Here is an 18,329-nt window from a genome sequence, read left to right as displayed (position 1 = left end):
GAAAATCCTCTTACTCTTCTGAGTTTGAGGATTTTTTTTTTGATTTATTCAGCTTGCTTTACTAACTTAATATTTCTTAAAATATTGATTAGTGATATGTATTTCAGGGAATTTCTACACACAGTACCTTTTATTCGACTTCTATTACCTTTTACTTTAGGAATAGTTTCGTCGGAGTTTTTTGTTGTGGATAATTGGCTGATGTATACCTTAATTTCCCTTTCATTTTTATCACTTCTTATTTTTCAATCGCTTCCTTCTTTCAGAAAAACATATTCCTACAGCTTTATTTATGGCATCTTCATTTTTCTTTTTTGTTTAAGTTCTGGCTATATAAGAGTCAATCATTCAGGTGCAAAAATGACTTTACCATCTGTTGATTCGATTACAGCCTTTAAGGGAAGCTTAAAAAGAAGTCCAGATGAAAAAGCAAAATCGATGGCTTGTGTTATAGAACTAAAAGGGGTTTATAATAAAGACCGATGGGAAAAGGCCAATGCTCAAGTTTTATTATATCTGGCTAAAGATTCCTTATCTAGAGAATTAGAAATGGGAGATGATATTTTGGTGTCCTCTAAGCTTGAAAAAGTGAGCAATAATGGTAACCCCAACGAATTCGACTACGCGAAATATTTACAACATCGTTATATTTTATATTCGACCTATGTGAGAGGTTCATCCTGGAAGTTGATCGAGAAAAATAAAAGCTTCAATTTTAAGCATATTGCAGTTGCATGGAGACAGAGGCTTTTAAATATTTATAAAAAGGCAGGCTTGAAGAATGAAGCCTATGAGATTTTAGCAGCTCTCACTCTAGGTGCTCGGGAAGAAGTTTCTGAAGATGTTAAATCAGTTTGGTCAGCTGCTGGAGCAACTCATGTCCTAGCTGTTTCGGGGCTGCATGTTGGAATCATATTTGGTGTGATGCAATTTCTGCTTAGTTTTCTCGCAGGTTCTAAGTTTGGGCGTTTTTTTCGAGGCGTGCTCCTTCTAGCTTGTTTGTGGTCATATGCCTTACTAACAGGATTGTCTCCATCGGTAATGCGAGCTGCAAGTATGTTTTCTATTCTTGCTATTGCACTCATGATTAACCGGAAGGGAACCATTTATAATTCTTTGGCAATATCAGCTCTGCTATTGCTACTAATTAATCCTTTTGTTTTGTTCGATGTTGGTTTTCAGTTTTCATATTTAGCCGTTGTAAGTATTGTTTATTTCCAGCCCAAATTTGAAAATATGATTAACGTAAATACTTTTGTTTTGCGTTGGTCATGGCGATTATTCACGGTCTCTTTAGCAGCACAAATAGGAACATTTCCTTTAGCTATCTATTACTTCCATCAGTTTCCAGCATACTTTTTTCTATCAAATTTTGTGATTATACCTGTTGCTGGTTTATTGATTTATAGTTCAGCTTTATTGCTTATTTTCTCAGAAATCGATTTTATTACAAAGTGGTTTACTTATTTATTACAGCATTTTGTAGAGCTTATTCATGGTTTGATTTATCAGATACAAGCTTTGCCAGGAGCTTTAGTTGAAAGAATCACATTTACATCATTACAGGTTGTACTTCTCTACGGTTTAATTATCGGATTAACATTCAGTATTTTTGGGAAAAGAAAGAAAGCTCTCTTTGTTAGTTTAATAATTTTAATAGCCTTTCAGCTGATTAATATTTCTGATTTGTATCAAAGTCAATCGAGTGAATTGTTAGTGTTTAATGTTCATAAACAAACTGTTATTTGTATTCGGGATGGTCAGTCTGTATTGGTGTTGAGTGATACCCTTCTGAATGAAAAGCAGAAGAATCGTTTGGTTTACCCTTATGCAATGGCAAAAGGCGTGAAAAATTATTCTTATGAAGTTTTAAAAGAAAATGAACTTCGTGTTTTACATGATAAAACGATTGCCATTATGAGTAGTTCTGCTCTTAATGTGGTTATAAATAATTTACAAGTGGATTATCTAATTCTTAGAAATAATGCCAAAGGCTTTGAGAAACTTGTTCAAGAGTTTAAAGGAACAACCCTTATTCGAGATGCGAGTAATTATGCTCAGAAATTCAGGAAATTGACTGCTGATTCCAATACACAAATATGGGACACACGCAGAAAGGGTTCGTTTCGTATTCCGTTGAGTGTAGATTGATATTTTGATTGTATCATGTTACTTTTTTAAGTTGTTAATAGTCAGTTGGTTTATTCTGTGAGTCTGTATTGCAATAGCAAGCATAATTTAGAGAGATATTATTTTAGTATATATGCCGTATATTTAGATGATAATGTTTTATTTTGCCGTTTCGTTTTTGGTCAATTCATATAAATAATGATTCTTTGATCACAGAAGTTCAAATTAAATACCGTTATGAAGATTGTAATTGCTGGAGCAGGCGCAGTAGGAACTCACCTGGCAAAAATGCTTAGTCATCAGGATCATGAAATTGTTTTGATTGATAGCGATGAAGAAAAACTGAAACTAATTGATTCTCATTTGGATCTCTTAACCATTGTAGGGTCAAGTTCCTCTATCAAAGATCTAAAAGAAGCCAACGTTAAGAAGGCAGATCTGTTTATAGCTGTAACACAATCTGAAGAGACCAATATCATTTCGAGTCTACTTGCTAAGAAACTTGGAGCAAAACGTACTATTGCACGTATTGATAATCAAGAATACTTAATCCCAGAAAATAAGGAATTCCTAAAGAGTTTAGGAATAGATGAATTCGTTTATCCTGAACGATTGGCTGCAAAAGAAGTCATCAACTACCTATCCCGTTCTGGAACGCGTCAGATGTACGAATTTTCAGGTGGTAAATTATTGCTGTATGGTATTAAAATAAGCAGTAAGTCTGTGATTATGGATAAAACCTTAGCTGAGGTTGCTATGATGACAGGTGATAATGATTATAGAGCTGTGGCAATTAAGCGTGATGGGCTGACCATTATTCCACGAGGTCATAATCGATTTACGAGAGGCGATTTGGTTTTTGTAATCAGTAAAGCTGAGAGTATCGATAGAGTGATGGAACTTGCCGGGAAACAGAAATACAAAATTAAAAAAGCCATGATTCTTGGTGGTAGCCGTATCGGGCAGAAAACCGCCAGTGAATTGGAGAACATCTTGGATCTTAAGTTGCTTGAGATTGATAAAAATAAAAGTGTCAAACTTGCCGATGCTCTTGAAAACACCTTGGTTATTAATGGTGATGGCCGTGATATGGATTTGTTGCGAGAAGAAGGAATTCAGAAAATGGATGCCTTTGTTGCCGTAACTGGAAATTCGGAGACTAATATTCTGGCTTGCTTGTTGGCAAGTAAGATGGGCGTGAAGCGTACCATTGCGGAAGTTGAAAATATAGATTATATTGATTTGGCTGATAGCATTGGTGTGGGTGCCATGATTAATAAAAAGCTTCTAGCTGCGAGTTATATTTATCGATTCACCATGGATGCTAATGTTCAGCACTGTAAGTGGCTAACCGTTTCAGATGCCGAGGTTATTGAACTTGTAGTACAACCAAATTCCAAAATTACAATGGGTAAGTTGAAAGATATTGATTTTCCTGAGGATGCCAACATTGGAGGTATCATTAGAGGTGATCAGGGTATTATTGCTATGGGTGATACTCAGATTCAGGAAGGTGATCAAGTTGTTGTCTTTACCTTGCCTTCAGCAATCAAGAAAGTTGAAAAGATTTTTAAATAGTTTGATATTGAATTTAAGTTTGAACTGTGATTAGAAAAAAAATAATATTCAACATCCTTGGAAAACTATTGGTTGGAGAAAGTGTCTTTCTGTTTCTTTCTTTATTGGTTTCTCTTATCTATCAAGAATCCGATACAATAGCTTTTCTTTATTCTGGTCTGATCACTTTTGCAGTGGGAGGATTGAGTTATTTGTCTTCGAAAGGCGTTAAAAAAGAAATGGGTAAGCGTGAAGGTTACATCATTGTTAGTCTTGTATGGGTTGTATTTTCAATTTTTGGATGTTTACCCTATTTGTTTAGCGGATCAATTCTTTCGGTTACTGATGCCTTTTTCGAAACCATGTCTGGTTTTACGACCACAGGTTCATCAATATTGAATAATATTGAGGAATTGCCACATGGCATTTTGTTTTGGCGATCACTAACTCAGTGGATTGGTGGAATGGGAATTATTGTGATGTTCTTAGCTATTCTGCCAACTCTTGGTATTGGTGGTCGTGAGCTTTTTATTGCGGAAGTTCCTGGACCTACACCTGATAAATTAACCCCTAGGATAAAGGAGACCGCTCGTAACTTGTGGGGACTGTATGCTTCTTTTACGGCAATTGAATGTATCTTATTAATGTTTGGAGGCATGTCTTTTTTCGATGCCATTAATCATTCCTTAACCACTATGGCAACGGGAGGATACTCGACCAAGCAAGCCAGTGTTGGCTATTTCGACTCAGCTTATCTTCAGTATGTTATTATCGCTTTTATGTTTATAGCTGGAACCAACTTCACTCTGTCTTATGCAGTAGTAACTGGTCGATTTCGTAAGGTATTAAAGGATGAAGAATTTCGTTTCTATTCTTATGTGATATTGTTATTCACAGCAATAATCACGACGGGAATCATTGTAACATCAAATATGGGGTATGAACAAGCATTCCGTGATGCTCTATTTACAGTTGTATCTATTATAACAACAACGGGTTATGCAACGGCTGACTATTTGTTATGGATGCCCTTTTTAGGTATGCTAATTTTTGTATTGATGTTTGTTGGTGGTTCTGCTGGTTCTACTGGTGGAGGTGTGAAAGTTGTGAGGATATTACTTTTATTCAAAAATAGCTTTTATGAATTAAAGCGGTTAATTCATCCCAATGCTGTTATTCCAACACGATATAATCAGCGAGTTGTTAATGAACGCACTGTAACAAATATCCTTGCCTTTTTTGTTTTCTATATCATCATCTTCATGTTTTCAACTGTGGTGATGTCTTTTTGGAGTGCAGATATTTTCTCAGCCTTAAGTGCTGTGGCTACCACATTAGGTAATATTGGCCCTGGATTTAGCGAGATTGGGCCGATGGAAAATTTCTCAAAATTGCCAGATTTTGCGAAATGGTTTCTTTCTTTCCTAATGCTATTGGGACGATTAGAACTCTTTACTGTTTTGGTATTATTCTCGCCTTCTTTTTGGAAAGAGTAGGCAATCTCAAATATAAGAATATAAAAAATGCAGCTCTAAAGGCTGCATTTTTTGTTTATGAAGATGATATTATTCTTAGAGTTGACGTCTTCGAAATTCTGAGCAAACAATAGAACAGGCTACTGAAACGTTTAATGACTCTGATGTGGCTTGATCGCTGGGGAAATTTGGAATAAATAGTTTTTTACTCACAAGTGGTTTCAATGCTGGTGAGATACCTTTGCCCTCGTTACCCATAATAATAAAACCTTTTGTACTTAGTTCACTTTTATATATTGTTTCTCCTTCAAGAAAAGTTCCATATACAGGGAAATCTGAAGATGCGAATTCATCAACAAGTAGTTGTAAATCCGTGTAGATGACTTTCACACGAGCTAATGCTCCCATAGTCGCTTGAATGACTTTGGGGTTATATAAATCGACTGTGTTTTTGGAACAGAAAATATGCTGGATACCAAACCAATCAGCGATTCGAACAATCGTTCCTAAATTACCGGGGTCTTGAACATCATCAAGTAAGATAGATAAGGATTGATTGATATTTTTTCTATCAAAATCTGAATTCGGAATTTTAAAAACCCCGATAATATCTGAAGGTGTTTTTAGACTGCTGATCTTTTTAAGATCTGAAGCATCACATTCAATAAGTTCAGTTTTCTTATTGTACTCTGGGAGATCGCTTATAATCGCTTGTTTAGTGTGAATGATATACTTGGTTTCAAGTTTAGATTCTAATAAATCCGTGATTAATTTGTATCCCTCAGCAACAAAAAGTTGATGTTGATCTCTAAATTTCTTTTTCTGTAAACTACTAATGAGTTTGATCTGATTTTTTGAAAGCACAATAATTGAATTGAATTTTTATCTTTGAAATACTAATCAGGCTAAAATGTTCTTGAAGATAAGTATCTTTGTGAAATTCGTAACTACTAATACAATACTCTACTTGAAACCTAATCAGAAATACAAAAATAGTTATTTTTTTCTATCCTTAATCTTTGCCATATTTTCACTTATGGGAGCTGTGTCTTGCTCTACCACTAAGTATGTGGGGGATAATGAATATCTTTTAAGTAAAGTGAATGTTAAAGTTGATGATAAGAATATTTCATCAAGCGAACTTAATCAAAATATTAAACAACAACCAAACATTAAGATTCTTGGTTTTTGGAAATTTCATTTGGGTTTATATAATCTTTCTGGTAAAAATAAAAAGAAAGGTATTAATAAGTGGTTAAGTCGAATTGGAGAGGAACCCGTTATTTATGAAGACTATCAAACTCAGAGATCAAAAGTTCAACTAGGTATTTATCTGAGGAAAAAGGGCTACTATAATGCAACTATTGAAGATACCGTAGTTTTTCGAAGAAAAAAGGCCAAACTAAAATTCAAAATTACAGCAGGAGAACCTTATCGATTTCGAAATATTTATAATAAAAAGGCAGATCTACCTCGTAATTTTATTTCTCCTTATCAGGATATTAAAGAGATAAATGATAGTTCATTGATTAGACAGTATTTGGTAGCAGATTCTTTAAATAGTAAAATTAAATCTGGGCAGAATGTTGATTCTGATATTTTGGGAAAAGAACGTGATCGTATTTCAAAGTTGATGAAGAATAAAGGTTATTTCAACTTTTCAAAGGAGTACATTCATTTTATGCTAGATAGTGTAGCTAATAATCATCAAATGGATATTTTTGTTGGTATTAAGAAACCTCAGTCTTCCAATGTTGATCGCAAGTACCGTATTAGATCTATAATCGTTAATTCGGATTACGATCCTAAGCCTATGTTATTGAACGACTCAATATATTTAAGTAAGCTTGATACATTGAACCTGGGTAATTGCCAATTTATCTATACAAAGAAACTGAATATCAAACCTAATGTTATTATAAACTCATTGGGGTTTCAACCAGGCAGCCTTTATAATTTATCAGAGATTGAGTACTCCTATAGAAGATTGCAGGCCCTAAATCAATACAAGTTTGTAAATATCCGATTTGAAGTTGATACTGAAGCAGAAAATGAACTTGAAGGTAGTTTGAACTGTTTTATTCAACTATCACCTCATAAAAAACAAGCTTATACGGTTGAACTTGAAGGAACCAACTCTTCAGGTAATATGGGTTTTGCAGGGAAGGTTAATTACCAACATAAAAACTTATTGCGCGGTGCCGAAATTCTGGATGTCCGTTTTTCGAGTGCTACAGAGACGGTAAAGTCAAACGATAATAATAATTTCTTTTCAAAAGAGTATGGTGGTGAAATAAGCTTAAATACACCCAAGTTTTTGTTACCTTTTCTTACTGCCAATCGTTTTAGAAAAAAATATAATCCAAAATCAAGATTATCTTTAGCTTATAGTTATCAAAAACGTCCAGATTATACAAGAACACAGGCTGATGCAAGTTTTGGATACAATTGGAGATCATCAAAATATCTTACTCATACACTTAATTTGGTTGAATTGAGTTTTGTTGAGGTTAAGAATTTGAGTCAAGATTTTATTGATGATATTAATAATCTTTACATCGCCAATTCTTTTGCTGATCACGTTATATCTACAACTCGGTATTCATTGGTATATAATAACCAAAATCTGAATAAGCCTAGTAATTATAATTATTTACGATTAAGTTTTGAAACAGCGGGGAATTCGCTGAACACCTTTGATCAACTTATCGGTTCAAAGAAGAATATGGATTACAATGATAATGGCGAGTTGGAAGGAACTTATTATGATCTTTTGGGAATTCGATATGCACAATATGTAAAAGCAGATATTGACTATCGATATAACTGGCATCTGAATGAGGCAAATACGTTTGTTGGACGTATATTTATGGGCTTGGGATATGCCTATGGAAATCTTAAAGTATTGCCTTTTGAGAAAAGTTATTTCTCTGGAGGAGCCAATGGTATTCGTGCTTGGCAGGTTCGATCTCTTGGCCCAGGTTCTTATTCTAATGATGAAGCAGTTTATCCTAATAATACTGCCGATTTTAAACTGGAAGGTAATTTGGAATACCGCTTTAAGTTGATTTGGAAATTTGAAGGAGCTATGTTCTTAGATGCTGGAAATATTTGGGCTATTTCGTCTAAAGATGATCGTCCAGGAGCCCAGTTCGATATGAAAAACTTCTATAAAGAGGTTGCAATTGGAACTGGAATAGGAGCTCGTGTTGATCTGAATTTTATTCTTTTCAGACTGGATTTGGGACTCAAATTAAGAGATCCATCATTGGCTGGGGATAAACGCTGGATTATTGGCAATCGATCATTTAAATTCTCTCAGCTAACCTATAATATCGGTATTGGCTATCCATTTTAAATTGCATTCGTTTGCGGAATTTTCTTCGTAAAAAAAGGATGTAAATTCTATAATTTCTTTTTAACTTCGTACTTAAATTGAGTAAATCTCTAGTTGATATTACTAAGTTTTCTGAAAATCCGAACCATTTAATAAAATTAGATTAAAAGAATATAGTCTTGTTTCGATACAGAAATTTGAGTAAATTCTATTCAATGTTTATTGAGTAAATCTTATCAAAAAATTATCACAGATGAAAAAAGTATTAGAAGTAGTTAAGCCGGGTGTAATCACGGGTGACGATGTACAAAAATTATTTCAGGTTGCAAAACAAGAAGGATTTGCCATTCCTGCTGTAAATGTAGTAAATACAAATTCGATCAACGCAGCTCTTGAAGCAGGACGCGAAGCTAACTCTCCTATTATTATTCAGTTCTCTAATGGTGGTGCTTCATTTTTTGCAGGAAAAGGTATTGGAGCAAACGGACATGATGCTGCAATTATTGGTGCTGTTGCAGGTGCTAAGTATGTTCATGCTGTAGCTGAGCATTACGGTATTCCAGTTATCTTGCACACTGACCACGCTGCTAAAAAACTATTGCCTTGGATTGACGGTCTTTTGGACGCCGGTGAAGAATTTTTTGCTCAAACAGGTAAGCCTTTGTTTAGTTCTCATATGTTGGATTTATCTGAAGAACCTTTAGATGAAAATATTGGTACTTGTGCTAAATATTTAGAGCGTATGGACAAAATCGGAATGACTATTGAGATTGAATTGGGTTGTACTGGTGGTGAAGAAGATGGTGTTGATAATACAGAGATGGATAACTCATTATTGTATACTCAACCTGCTGATGTTGCTTTAGCTTATGAAACTTTATTAAAAGTGTCTCCACGTTTCACAATTGCTGCTTCATTCGGTAATGTTCATGGTGTATACAAGCCAGGTAATGTTGTTTTGACTCCAAAGATTCTTTTAAACTCACAGTCATTTATTTCAGAGAAATATGGCGTTGCTGAAAACACAGTTGATTTTGTATTCCACGGTGGATCAGGTTCATCTCTAGAAGAAATTCGTGAAGCAATTTCATATGGTGTTGTTAAAATGAATATCGATACTGATACACAGTGGGCATGTTGGGATGGCGTTCGTAAATATGAGGCTGCTAACCGTGATTACCTACAAGGACAAATTGGTAACCCTGATGGTGAAGAGAAACCAAACAAGAAATATTATGACCCACGTAAATGGTTACGTGAAGGTGAAATTTCAATGAAAGACCGTTTAGTTGTTGCATGTAATGACCTAAATGCAGTTGGGCGTAACTAAAATTACTAAACTATATATATTAAAACCCGGATATACTCCGGGTTTTTTTGTGCCCTAATAATAATCCTATTCAAATAACTTGTCAGATTTTGAGAATTTGGTTTCTTTATAGACTGATTATTCTAATCAGCTAATCCTAAATTGCTAAAAGCCCCAATCCTATATGAATTCAGATAAATCACCACAAATTAGAGATATATTTTCGAGTAAAATGGGCGTCATAGCCGCTGCTGCTGGTTCTGCAGTTGGTCTGGGTAATATCTGGAAGTTTCCTTATATCACAGGCGTGTACGGTGGAGCAGCGTTTCTTTTTGTATATCTTGGTTTTATTGCTCTTATTGGTTTGCCAATTATGCTCTCCGAATTTATGATAGGTCGTAAATCCAGGCGTAATGTATTCGGCGCATTCAAATACTTAGCACCCAATTCTCCATGGAAATATGTTGGGCTTTTAGGTGTTGCAGCTGCTGTTATGATTCTTTCATTTTATGGAGTAGTTGCTGGCTGGAGTATTGATTATATCATAAAATCTTTGACTGATAGTTTTGCTTCTAAAAGTCCTGATGAACTGGGGTCAATGTTTACTCATTTTATTGAGACACCAGGCTTGCCAATTTTTTATCAGCTCTTATTTATGCTGATGACGATGGCTATTGTTATAATTGGAGTGAAAGATGGCATTGAGAAATATGCAAAAATTCTGATGCCAATTTTGATTTTGATTATAATTGTTCTTGATATAAGAGCCATAACACTTGAAGGGGCAGCAGAAGGCTTGCGCTTTCTATTTTATCCTGATTTTTCGAAACTAACAGGCGAAGGCATATTGAGTGCACTGGGGCATGCATTTTTTTCACTCAGTTTGGGTATGGGAACTCTAATTACATACGGCTCTTATATCGACAATAATATGAATTTACCCAAAGTAGCCTTACAGGTAACTGTAGCCGATACTCTAATTGCGATTCTTGCAGGTATAGCAATTTTCCCTGCGGTATTTGCTTTTGGTATCGAACCCAGTAGTGGACCTGGGCTTGTTTTTATAACCCTGCCCAATGTGTTTCAGCAAATGCCTGGCGGTTTCTTCTTTTCAATGTTATTCTTCCTTTTATTAACAGTGGCTGCACTTACTTCATCGATTTCTATTCTCGAGGTTGTTGTGGCTTATTTTAGAGAAGAATTAAAGATAAAAAGAAATCTGGCTACAATTTTGGCAACCGTAATGATTTCTATTGTTGGAATCTTTTGTTCTCTATCGATGGGTTTGTTTAAAGAGCAAACTTTATTCGGATTAAATTTCTTTGATTTACTCGATTGGATATCTGCTAATATGCTCTTGCCTTTGGGTGGCCTCTTTATTTCATTATTTATTGGTTGGTATTGGGGACGTAAAAGGATAGAGGAAGAGTTGGCAAAAGGATCAAAACTTTCCCGAGGATTGATTACTGCTTTTATTTTTGTACTCAAATTTATCGCTCCTGGTGCAATTGCCATGGTCTTTTTAAATGGGCTAGGTGTTTTCTAAATTAATTTAGATCCTATTTATACTACTGGGAGAGCCTAATAATTACCTTACTCTTGCATGTATTGTTTATTATTGCACTTTTTTATTCAATTTATTATTGACAAAATATTTTTTTTTGATGGCGTAAATATAGCATTTCCTTTGACTTAGGGTAGGGTTTACACCCATTATTCAAGTCTTAAAATATGATGTAAAACACATATTTTTTCTGAACTCAGTAATTATAAAAACTCTATGTTTGTTGTGAATAAAGGAATAATTCTTCATTCGAAATACGAAGGTTACTAAACTAACATAACCGTATCAAACAACAATGATTGACGCATATTTAAAACACGAAGCAGCCCGCGCTACCAAAGGTATCCCGGCTTTGCCATTAAACGCAGAACAGACTGCCGAACTTTGCAAATTATTAGTAAATCCTCCTGCTGGAAAAGAGGATTTTATTTTGCATCTATTCAAAGAAAGAATCGCTCCTGGAGTTGATGAGTCAACAGAAGTAAAAGCTGAGTTTTTAGGCCAGCTTTTAAGAAGTGAGTTGAGTTCTCCATTGATCTCTAAATCCGATGCTATCGAGATTTTGGGTACCATGATGGGCGGATACAACGTAACTGTGTTAGTTGAGGCTTTAAAAGATGAAGCTTTAGCTGATGAGGCTGCCGAAGCGCTTAAAGGCATTGTTTTGGTTTACGATGCTTACGATACAATTTTAGATCTAGCAAAAAACAACACTGCTGCTAAATCTGTACTTGAGTCTTGGGCTAATGCTGAGTGGTTCACCAAACGTGAAGAATTAGCTGAAGAAATAAAATTAAAAGTTTATAAGGTAGAAGGCGAAATCAATACAGATGATTTCTCTCCTGCTTCACAGGCGTTTACGCGTCCTGATATTCCATTGCACGCTTTGGCAATGGGAGCTGGTCGTTTCGAAGATGGTATCGAAACTATTGCTCAGTATCGTAAAGATGGTCACAAGGTTGCCTTCGTTGGTGATGTTGTTGGTACTGGTTCGTCACGTAAATCTGCTGCTAACTCTTTGTTGTGGCATATTGGTGAGGATATCCCTTGCGTTCCTAATAAACGTACTGCTGGTGTAGTTATTGGTGGTGCTATTGCTCCAATTTTCTACAATACTTGTCAGGATTCTGGTGGACTTCCAATTACTACCGATGTATCTCAGTTGAACACTGGCGATGAAATTATCATCAACAATGTAAAAGGTGAAATTACTCGTAATGGTGAAGTGATTTGTACTTATACATTAGCGCCAGATACTATGTCTGACGAGTACCGTGCTGGTGGTCGTATTCCTTTGATTATTGGAAAAGCGCTTACCGAAAAATCACGTACTGCTTTGGGTTTACCTGCTGCCGATATTTTTACTGTTGCTAATAACCCTAAGCCTAAGGCTAACCAAGGTTATACTATGGCTCAGAAAATTGTAGGTAAAGCTTGTGGAGTAGAAGGTGTATTGCCAGGATCATCATGTGCGCCTAAAATGACTACTGTTGGATCTCAGGATACGACTGGTCCTATGACCCGCGATGAGATTAAAGAGTTGGCTTGTTTGAAGTTTGAAGCGCCTATGTTTATGCAGTCGTTCTGTCATACAGCGGCTTATCCTAAAGCAACTGATGTGAAAATGCATAAAAGTATGCCTAAATTCATGTCTGACCGTAAAGGTGTGCCTTTGAGACAAGGTGATGGTGTTATTCACTCATGGTTGAACCGTTTGTTGGTTCCTGATACTGTGGGTACTGGTGGCGATTCGCATACCCGTTTCCCATTAGGTATTTCTTTCCCTGCTGGTTCAGGTTTAGTAGCTTTTGCTGGTGCTTTAGGTTTTATGCCTTTGGATATGCCAGAATCTGTTCTTATCAAATTTAAAGGAAAATTGAATACGGGTATCACTCTACGTGATGTTGTAAATGCTATCCCATATTTTGCAATTCAGAACGGTCATTTAACTGTTCCTAAGAAAAACAAAATCAATATATTCAACGGTAAGATCATCGAGATGGAAGGTCTTGAGGATATTACAGTTGAGCAAGCCTTCGAATTAACTGATGCGACTGCTGAGCGTTCTGCTGCTGCTGGTTGTATTAAGTTATCAGAAGAGCGTGTGATCGAGTATGTGAAGTCTAATGTGGCTTTAATGGAGTCGATGATCAAGATGGGTTACGATGATGCTCAAACAATTCAGAACCGTATTGATGCTTGTAACGAGTGGTTGGCTAACCCAGTGTTGCTTTCAAGAGACGAGAATGCTGAATATGCTGAGGTAATCGAAATTGATCTTTCTGAAATTACTGAGCCTATCCTTTGTTGTCCTAACGATCCAGATGATGTGAAATTGCTTTCTGATGTTCAGAATACTGAAATTCAGGATGTATTCATCGGTTCTTGTATGACTAATATTGGTCATTTCCGTGCTTGTGAAAAAGTTTGGAGTGGATTAACTCCTAGCGATAAAGTAAGAACTTATATGGCTCCTCCTACACGTATGGATGCTGCTGTATTGAAAGAAGAAGCAACTTTTGCTACATTCTCTCAGTTGGGTGTTCGTATCGAAACGCCTGGATGTTCTTTATGTATGGGTAATCAATTGCGTGTACCAGATAAGGTTAACGTATATTCTACTTCTACTCGTAACTTTAACAACCGTATGGGTACAGGTGCTCAAGTATGGTTAGGTTCTGCCGAACTAGGTGCTATGGTTGCTGTTTTAGGTAAGCTACCAACGCCTGCTGAGTATATGGAAATCTACAATGATAAGATTTTGGCTCACCAAGATGAAATCTATAAATATATGCAGTTCGACGAAATGGATATGGAAGATTCTCTATACCAGCGTCGCGACCTGTAATTCTTTATTGATCCGATCAATCATCTCAAATGCAGTGAATTGATCGGATCACTTTTGAGCTTTAAGATTGGACAACCTTAAAGCTTCAACCCAAAGCCGAAGATTTATTCTTCGGCTTTTTTGTTTCAAGAAAATTTAAAGGAAAATTCTTAATTAGTTTAAATCTTTCTTTAGATTTGATCTTCAACTAGAAAAATAGACATATGCATCAATCTAAGAACACATCTGTAAGTATCCTATCCTGCGGTTGGTTGGGAGAGTCCTTAGCTATTAATTTGTTGGAAAAGGGTTTTATAGTAAGGGGGGCTACTACGAGTCCGGATAAAATAAAGCGCTTGTCAGAGAAAGGAATTGATGCTTATCAGTTAAGATTCGAAGATTTGAATGATGCTATGAAAAGCTTCCTCAATTCTGATATTCTGGTTTTAAATCTGACGATAAAAGATCTTGAACTCTATAGGCAATTTCTACCTGTGTTGGAACAATCACCAGTTAAGAAGCTGATATTGATTAGCTCGACAGGTGTCTATATGAATTCGGAAAAACCGGTTGATGAGAATTCTGATTTGAGCGAATCACCTTGGGTCGCAATAGAGAAATTGATGAAAGATAATCTCAATTATCAAACTACAATTTTAAGATTCTCAGGATTATTTGGTGGAAATCGAAAACCAGGAAATTTTCTGTCTGGTAAAAAAGTGAAAAATGCAGATGCTCCTGTTAATCTGATTCATCGTGACGATTGCATTCAAATCATCAATGAAATCATAAAGCAGGATGTGTGGGAGGAATGTTTCAATTGTACAGCCGATACCCATCCTTCTAAAAAGGAGTTTTATACCAAGGCCGCTGAAATTATAGGAGTTCCTCTACCAAGTTTTGAGGAAGATGAAAAAACAAAGGCTCCAATTAAGCTGATCTCAAATGAGAAACTTAAAAGAAGCCTGAATTATGAATTTATTCATCCAGATTTAATGGATGCTTTAAACCTATTTTAGAGGTTTCTGAGCAATCATGCCAATCCAAGGACTCTCAATTTCGTAGGGCTTTCCACAAAGGTCACTCCAAAATTCTTTAAGTTCGAATTGGTGCTGCTTAAGCATCTCTTGAGCACGTTTAAGAGAGAAATAGTGTTTCCATATGTGGTAACTATGCATCTGTCCATCATTCATGATAAGGGTGTATTTTTCAAGGCGCACTTTATCTTTTTTATATTTGAAATGCTCGTGAAGGAGCAAGTGTTCTGCCTCTTTCCAAAAACCTTCTTCCTGACTTAAATACCAGCTTTGGTTTTCATGTCCTTTTTTAAAGTATTGCTTGGTAAACAAATCGAATATTAAGTAACCTCCAGATTTAAGAGCTTTGTACACCTTCTTTAAAAGAAGATCTCTTTCCTGATGAGATAATACACATAAATCACCATAAATAAGTGTAATCACATCAAACTCGTTGGTGTAATCTATCTCCAAATAATTTTGGCAAATGTATTCAATATCGTATTGCGAAGCTTTAGCTTCTTCCTTAGCATAGTCGATTGAGCTTTGTGAAAAATCAATACCGGTGACCTTAAAGCCCTGACCGTGGAAATGCTCGCTGTATAAGCCCGGGCCACAACCCAAATCAAGCAAGCGAGAGCCTCGGGGCATATTCATATATTCCGCAAGCCATAAGACTGATTTGATTACAGTTTCGTATTTTCTTGAACCTTCATCACTTTCATCATCTAAATGAGCGTAAAGTATATGCTCGGAGATGTATGGATCTTGCCAGAAGTTAACTTTATCCTTAGTGAAAAGCTTTGGTTTTTTGATAATGCTTTCCAACTGGGAAAAATCAAGTTTCCCATTATTTATTAAGTTCATATAGTTTATGTAGAAGTGAGAGTCATTATTGACCAGTTTCCAAGGGCTGATATTTGTACTTGTTTCAAGTCTGAATTTTAATCTTAAATGTTATGCTTATTTTTATTTCATGTTTTGTTTAAAAAAGGCAGCTTCAAATTGGTTCAACTTGTTCTGGTTATCGAATTAAACAATTTGTTGCAATTTAACGCGTTGTACGCCTTCAATGGCTCCAATCTCTTTTGAAAGTTCATTAATGTCAACTTTTTCATTAATCTGGATGGAATAATAAAGACTTGTTCTTTTTTCGTCGAAAGCTTCTTCCAAATCGACAGTGCGGATATGTATTTTATGTTTCTTTAGAATAGGGGATATATGCTCTGTTCGTAAATCAGAGTTTATTTTAGAGTAAATATGAAGTCTTTTTATGAATTTGGCAGGGAAAATCCACTTCTCAAAAATATCAAGAAATAGAAGTGCAAATACGAGCATGACTGTTCCAATTCCAGCGGCTAAATACATGCCAGCTCCAACAGCTAACCCCAAGCCCGCAATCATCCAAATGGATGCAGCAGTGGTAAGCCCCTTTACATTTAACCCATACTTCATGATAGCCCCTGCACCAAGAAAGCCAATTCCTGAAACCACTTGAGCTGCCATTCGTGCAGGGTCTGCAGTATGATATTGGCTATATGTTTGAGGAATATAAATCGACAAGAGCATAATGAGTGTTGACCCCATACTTATTAGAATGTGCGTGCGCAATCCAGCAGGCTGTTTGTGATATTCACGCTCAATACCTACAATGGCTCCCACAAATAGGCTCAGTAGCATCCTAAATGCGACTGTTTCTGTAGTAATGCTTTGTTCGTTTATTATTTGTTGGATAAAAGGCATAGTCTCTTTATTTGATGCACAAAGATAGGGATTAAAGCTAAAGTGTCAAGTATCAATATGAAACATCAAATATTGATATGAACTTATCTACTCATTGTCAGCTTTCATCACATAGACTTGTCCTGTTTCGTATCGAAGAACAAGCACTTCAGTTCCTTTGTTTATAAATCCATCTTCTGATTTTGCATCATAAATTTCATCATTAATAATGACCTTGCCCGAAGGACGAAGATCTGTTCCACAAAAACCTTTTTGCCCCACAAGTTTTTTTGGACTCATATCAACACCAATAAAGCCTTCTTCAGTTTTGCCTTCAGTCTGAAGAGCCAATCTGCCAAGAAAACCACTTCCTGCAAAAAGTCTTTTACTAAGGTTAATGGAGATGATAATAGAAGCTAGCATGGAAAAAGTGACCATAAGAATGGCTCCTAAAAGGGCTTTTATATGACGAGGTTCAAAATTAAAGTTCACATTATCAATCAAACTTAAGCTAAGACCCGAGATGATGAAAACAATACCTGAAACACCAGCAACTCCAAATCCTGGGATAACAAATATTTCAACCCCAAGCAGAGCAACACCTATAACGAAAAGAATAATTTCCCAATTGGCAGCCAGACCTTCAAGATACAAGGGAGAGAAGTACAGAAATGCTCCAATAATAGCTGCAAGCAAAGGAAATCCAACTCCCGGTGATTGCAATTCGAAATAAATACCACCCACTATAAGCATGATAAACAAGCCCTGAAGCATAGGATTCAACATGAAATCGACAATCTTTTCTATTCCTGAAGGTTCGTATTTCTTAATCACATATTCTTCGACTTTTAATTGTTCTAACACTTCTTCAACAGAATTGGCAATGCCTTCGCAATAACCATTTTTAATGGCTTCATTAGGTGTGAATGTCAGAACTTTACCCGTATCGATTACATTTTCGATATAGGTTCTGGGATCCACCATGGCTTCTGCAATAAGTGGGTCACGTTTCCACTTAATGATTGTATCACCATTCTGTATCAGGGTATCTTTTCCATGTGATTCGGCTGTGGCTCGCATAGTCGATCGCATATAGGATTGATACTTATCAGGCATCGCTTCTCCAGTCTGATTGACCACAGTAGCAGCTCCGATATTGGCACCTGTTCTCATATAAATGCCATCGCAGGCAATGGAAATTAAAGCACCCGCCGATGCCGCATTATTATCGATATAGACATAAACTGGTATTTCAGAGTTTAATATTGCTGTTCGGATGGAATCTGCATGAACCACCATACCGCCATATGTATTCATATGAATCAGGAATATTTCAGCATTCCATTCCTTAGCCTCCGAAAAAGCATCCTTGGTTTGTCGCCAAATTGGAGG

At 36.0% G+C, this 18,329-nt stretch carries 12 protein-coding genes and 1 pseudogene; 8 read left to right on the top strand and 5 right to left on the bottom strand.

The window, feature by feature from the left end; genetic code table 11:
* Positions 1–96: 96 nt before the first annotated feature.
* The 3 genes from ABY905_RS05835 to ABY905_RS05825 all read left to right on the top strand — a co-directional run bounded on the left by ABY905_RS05835 (position 97) and on the right by ABY905_RS05825 (position 5,183).
* Entirely contained in the window at positions 97–2,151 is a 2,055-nt protein-coding gene (locus ABY905_RS05835) for a ComEC/Rec2 family competence protein (protein WP_372641495.1), read from the top strand.
* Positions 2,152–2,367: 216 nt separating this feature from the next.
* Positions 2,368–3,708 (top strand): Trk system potassium transporter TrkA, encoded by a 1,341-nt coding sequence (trkA, locus tag ABY905_RS05830; RefSeq protein WP_372641493.1) that lies wholly within the window; start codon positions 2,368–2,370, stop codon positions 3,706–3,708.
* 26 nt (positions 3,709–3,734) lie between these two features.
* Positions 3,735–5,183: a TrkH family potassium uptake protein gene (locus ABY905_RS05825; RefSeq protein WP_372641491.1), complete on the top strand. Its 1,449-nt coding sequence runs from the start codon at positions 3,735–3,737 to the stop codon at positions 5,181–5,183.
* Positions 5,184–5,258: 75 nt separating this feature from the next.
* Here ABY905_RS05825 and ABY905_RS05820 read toward each other — a convergent pair whose 3' ends face one another.
* Entirely contained in the window at positions 5,259–6,026 is a 768-nt protein-coding gene (locus tag ABY905_RS05820; RefSeq protein WP_372641489.1) for a TrmH family RNA methyltransferase, read from the bottom strand.
* Between the two features lie 46 nt (positions 6,027–6,072).
* On the opposite strand from ABY905_RS05820, the gene ABY905_RS05815 reads away from it, so the two are divergent.
* The 5 genes from ABY905_RS05815 (at position 6,073) to ABY905_RS05795 (ending at position 15,218) form a co-directional block, all read left to right on the top strand.
* Complete coding sequence (locus ABY905_RS05815) at positions 6,073–8,520, top strand: BamA/TamA family outer membrane protein (RefSeq protein WP_372641487.1); 2,448 nt, start codon at positions 6,073–6,075, stop codon at positions 8,518–8,520.
* Positions 8,521–8,752: 232 nt separating this feature from the next.
* Entirely contained in the window at positions 8,753–9,829 is a 1,077-nt protein-coding gene (fbaA, locus tag ABY905_RS05810; RefSeq protein WP_372641485.1) for a class II fructose-bisphosphate aldolase, read from the top strand.
* 163 nt (positions 9,830–9,992) lie between these two features.
* Entirely contained in the window at positions 9,993–11,354 is a 1,362-nt protein-coding gene (locus ABY905_RS05805; RefSeq protein WP_372641483.1) for a sodium-dependent transporter, read from the top strand.
* A gap of 313 nt (positions 11,355–11,667) precedes the next feature.
* Complete coding sequence (locus tag ABY905_RS05800) at positions 11,668–14,220, top strand: bifunctional aconitate hydratase 2/2-methylisocitrate dehydratase (RefSeq protein WP_372641481.1); 2,553 nt, start codon at positions 11,668–11,670, stop codon at positions 14,218–14,220.
* Positions 14,221–14,423: 203 nt separating this feature from the next.
* The gene (locus ABY905_RS05795; protein ID WP_372641479.1) at positions 14,424–15,218 is read left to right on the top strand and encodes an NAD(P)H-binding protein; all 795 of its coding nucleotides are present in this window, start codon (positions 14,424–14,426) and stop codon (positions 15,216–15,218) included.
* On the opposite strand, the gene ABY905_RS05790 is transcribed toward ABY905_RS05795, so the two are convergent.
* From ABY905_RS05790 to ABY905_RS05775, 4 genes and pseudogenes are all read right to left on the bottom strand, one after another.
* Positions 15,210–16,082, bottom strand: coding sequence for a class I SAM-dependent methyltransferase (locus ABY905_RS05790; protein ID WP_372641477.1), 873 nt, complete (start codon positions 16,080–16,082; stop codon positions 15,210–15,212). The genes ABY905_RS05795 and ABY905_RS05790 overlap by 9 nt on opposite strands.
* A 165-nt stretch (positions 16,083–16,247) precedes the next feature.
* Entirely contained in the window at positions 16,248–16,958 is a 711-nt protein-coding gene (locus ABY905_RS05785) for an MgtC/SapB family protein (protein WP_372641475.1), read from the bottom strand.
* Between the two features lie 87 nt (positions 16,959–17,045).
* Positions 17,046–17,921: a nodulation protein NfeD gene (locus ABY905_RS05780; protein ID WP_372641497.1), complete on the bottom strand. Its 876-nt coding sequence runs from the start codon at positions 17,919–17,921 to the stop codon at positions 17,046–17,048.
* Between the two features lie 150 nt (positions 17,922–18,071).
* Positions 18,072–18,254: pseudogene (locus ABY905_RS05775) on the bottom strand (S49 family peptidase); the annotation flags it as partial.
* Positions 18,255–18,329: the final 75 nt, after the last annotated feature.

The organism is Ancylomarina sp. (assembly GCF_041555295.1).
In the GTDB taxonomy this organism is placed as follows: Bacteria; Bacteroidota; Bacteroidia; order Bacteroidales; family Marinifilaceae; genus Ancylomarina.
Note: the sequence above shows the minus strand (reverse complement) of the source record. Positions and strands in the feature narration are given on the sequence as shown.

Excerpts from the sequence above, each read along its gene's own strand:
- trkA (WP_372641493.1), top strand. The coding sequence starts at position 2,368 with ATGAAGATTGTAATTGCTGGAGCAGGCGCAGTAGGAACTCACCTGGCA.
- fbaA (WP_372641485.1), top strand. The coding sequence starts at position 8,753 with ATGAAAAAAGTATTAGAAGTAGTTAAGCCGGGTGTAATCACGGGTGAC.
- ABY905_RS05780 (WP_372641497.1), bottom strand. The coding sequence starts at position 17,921 with ATGGTGGATCCCAGAACCTATATCGAAAATGTAATCGATACGGGTAAA.
- ABY905_RS05785 (WP_372641475.1), bottom strand. The coding sequence starts at position 16,958 with ATGCCTTTTATCCAACAAATAATAAACGAACAAAGCATTACTACAGAA.
- ABY905_RS05795 (WP_372641479.1), top strand. The coding sequence starts at position 14,424 with ATGCATCAATCTAAGAACACATCTGTAAGTATCCTATCCTGCGGTTGG.
- ABY905_RS05805 (WP_372641483.1), top strand. The coding sequence starts at position 9,993 with ATGAATTCAGATAAATCACCACAAATTAGAGATATATTTTCGAGTAAA.
- ABY905_RS05800 (WP_372641481.1), top strand. The coding sequence starts at position 11,668 with ATGATTGACGCATATTTAAAACACGAAGCAGCCCGCGCTACCAAAGGT.
- ABY905_RS05815 (WP_372641487.1), top strand. The coding sequence starts at position 6,073 with ATGTTCTTGAAGATAAGTATCTTTGTGAAATTCGTAACTACTAATACA.
- ABY905_RS05790 (WP_372641477.1), bottom strand. The coding sequence starts at position 16,082 with ATGAACTTAATAAATAATGGGAAACTTGATTTTTCCCAGTTGGAAAGC.
- ABY905_RS05835 (WP_372641495.1), top strand. The coding sequence starts at position 97 with ATGTATTTCAGGGAATTTCTACACACAGTACCTTTTATTCGACTTCTA.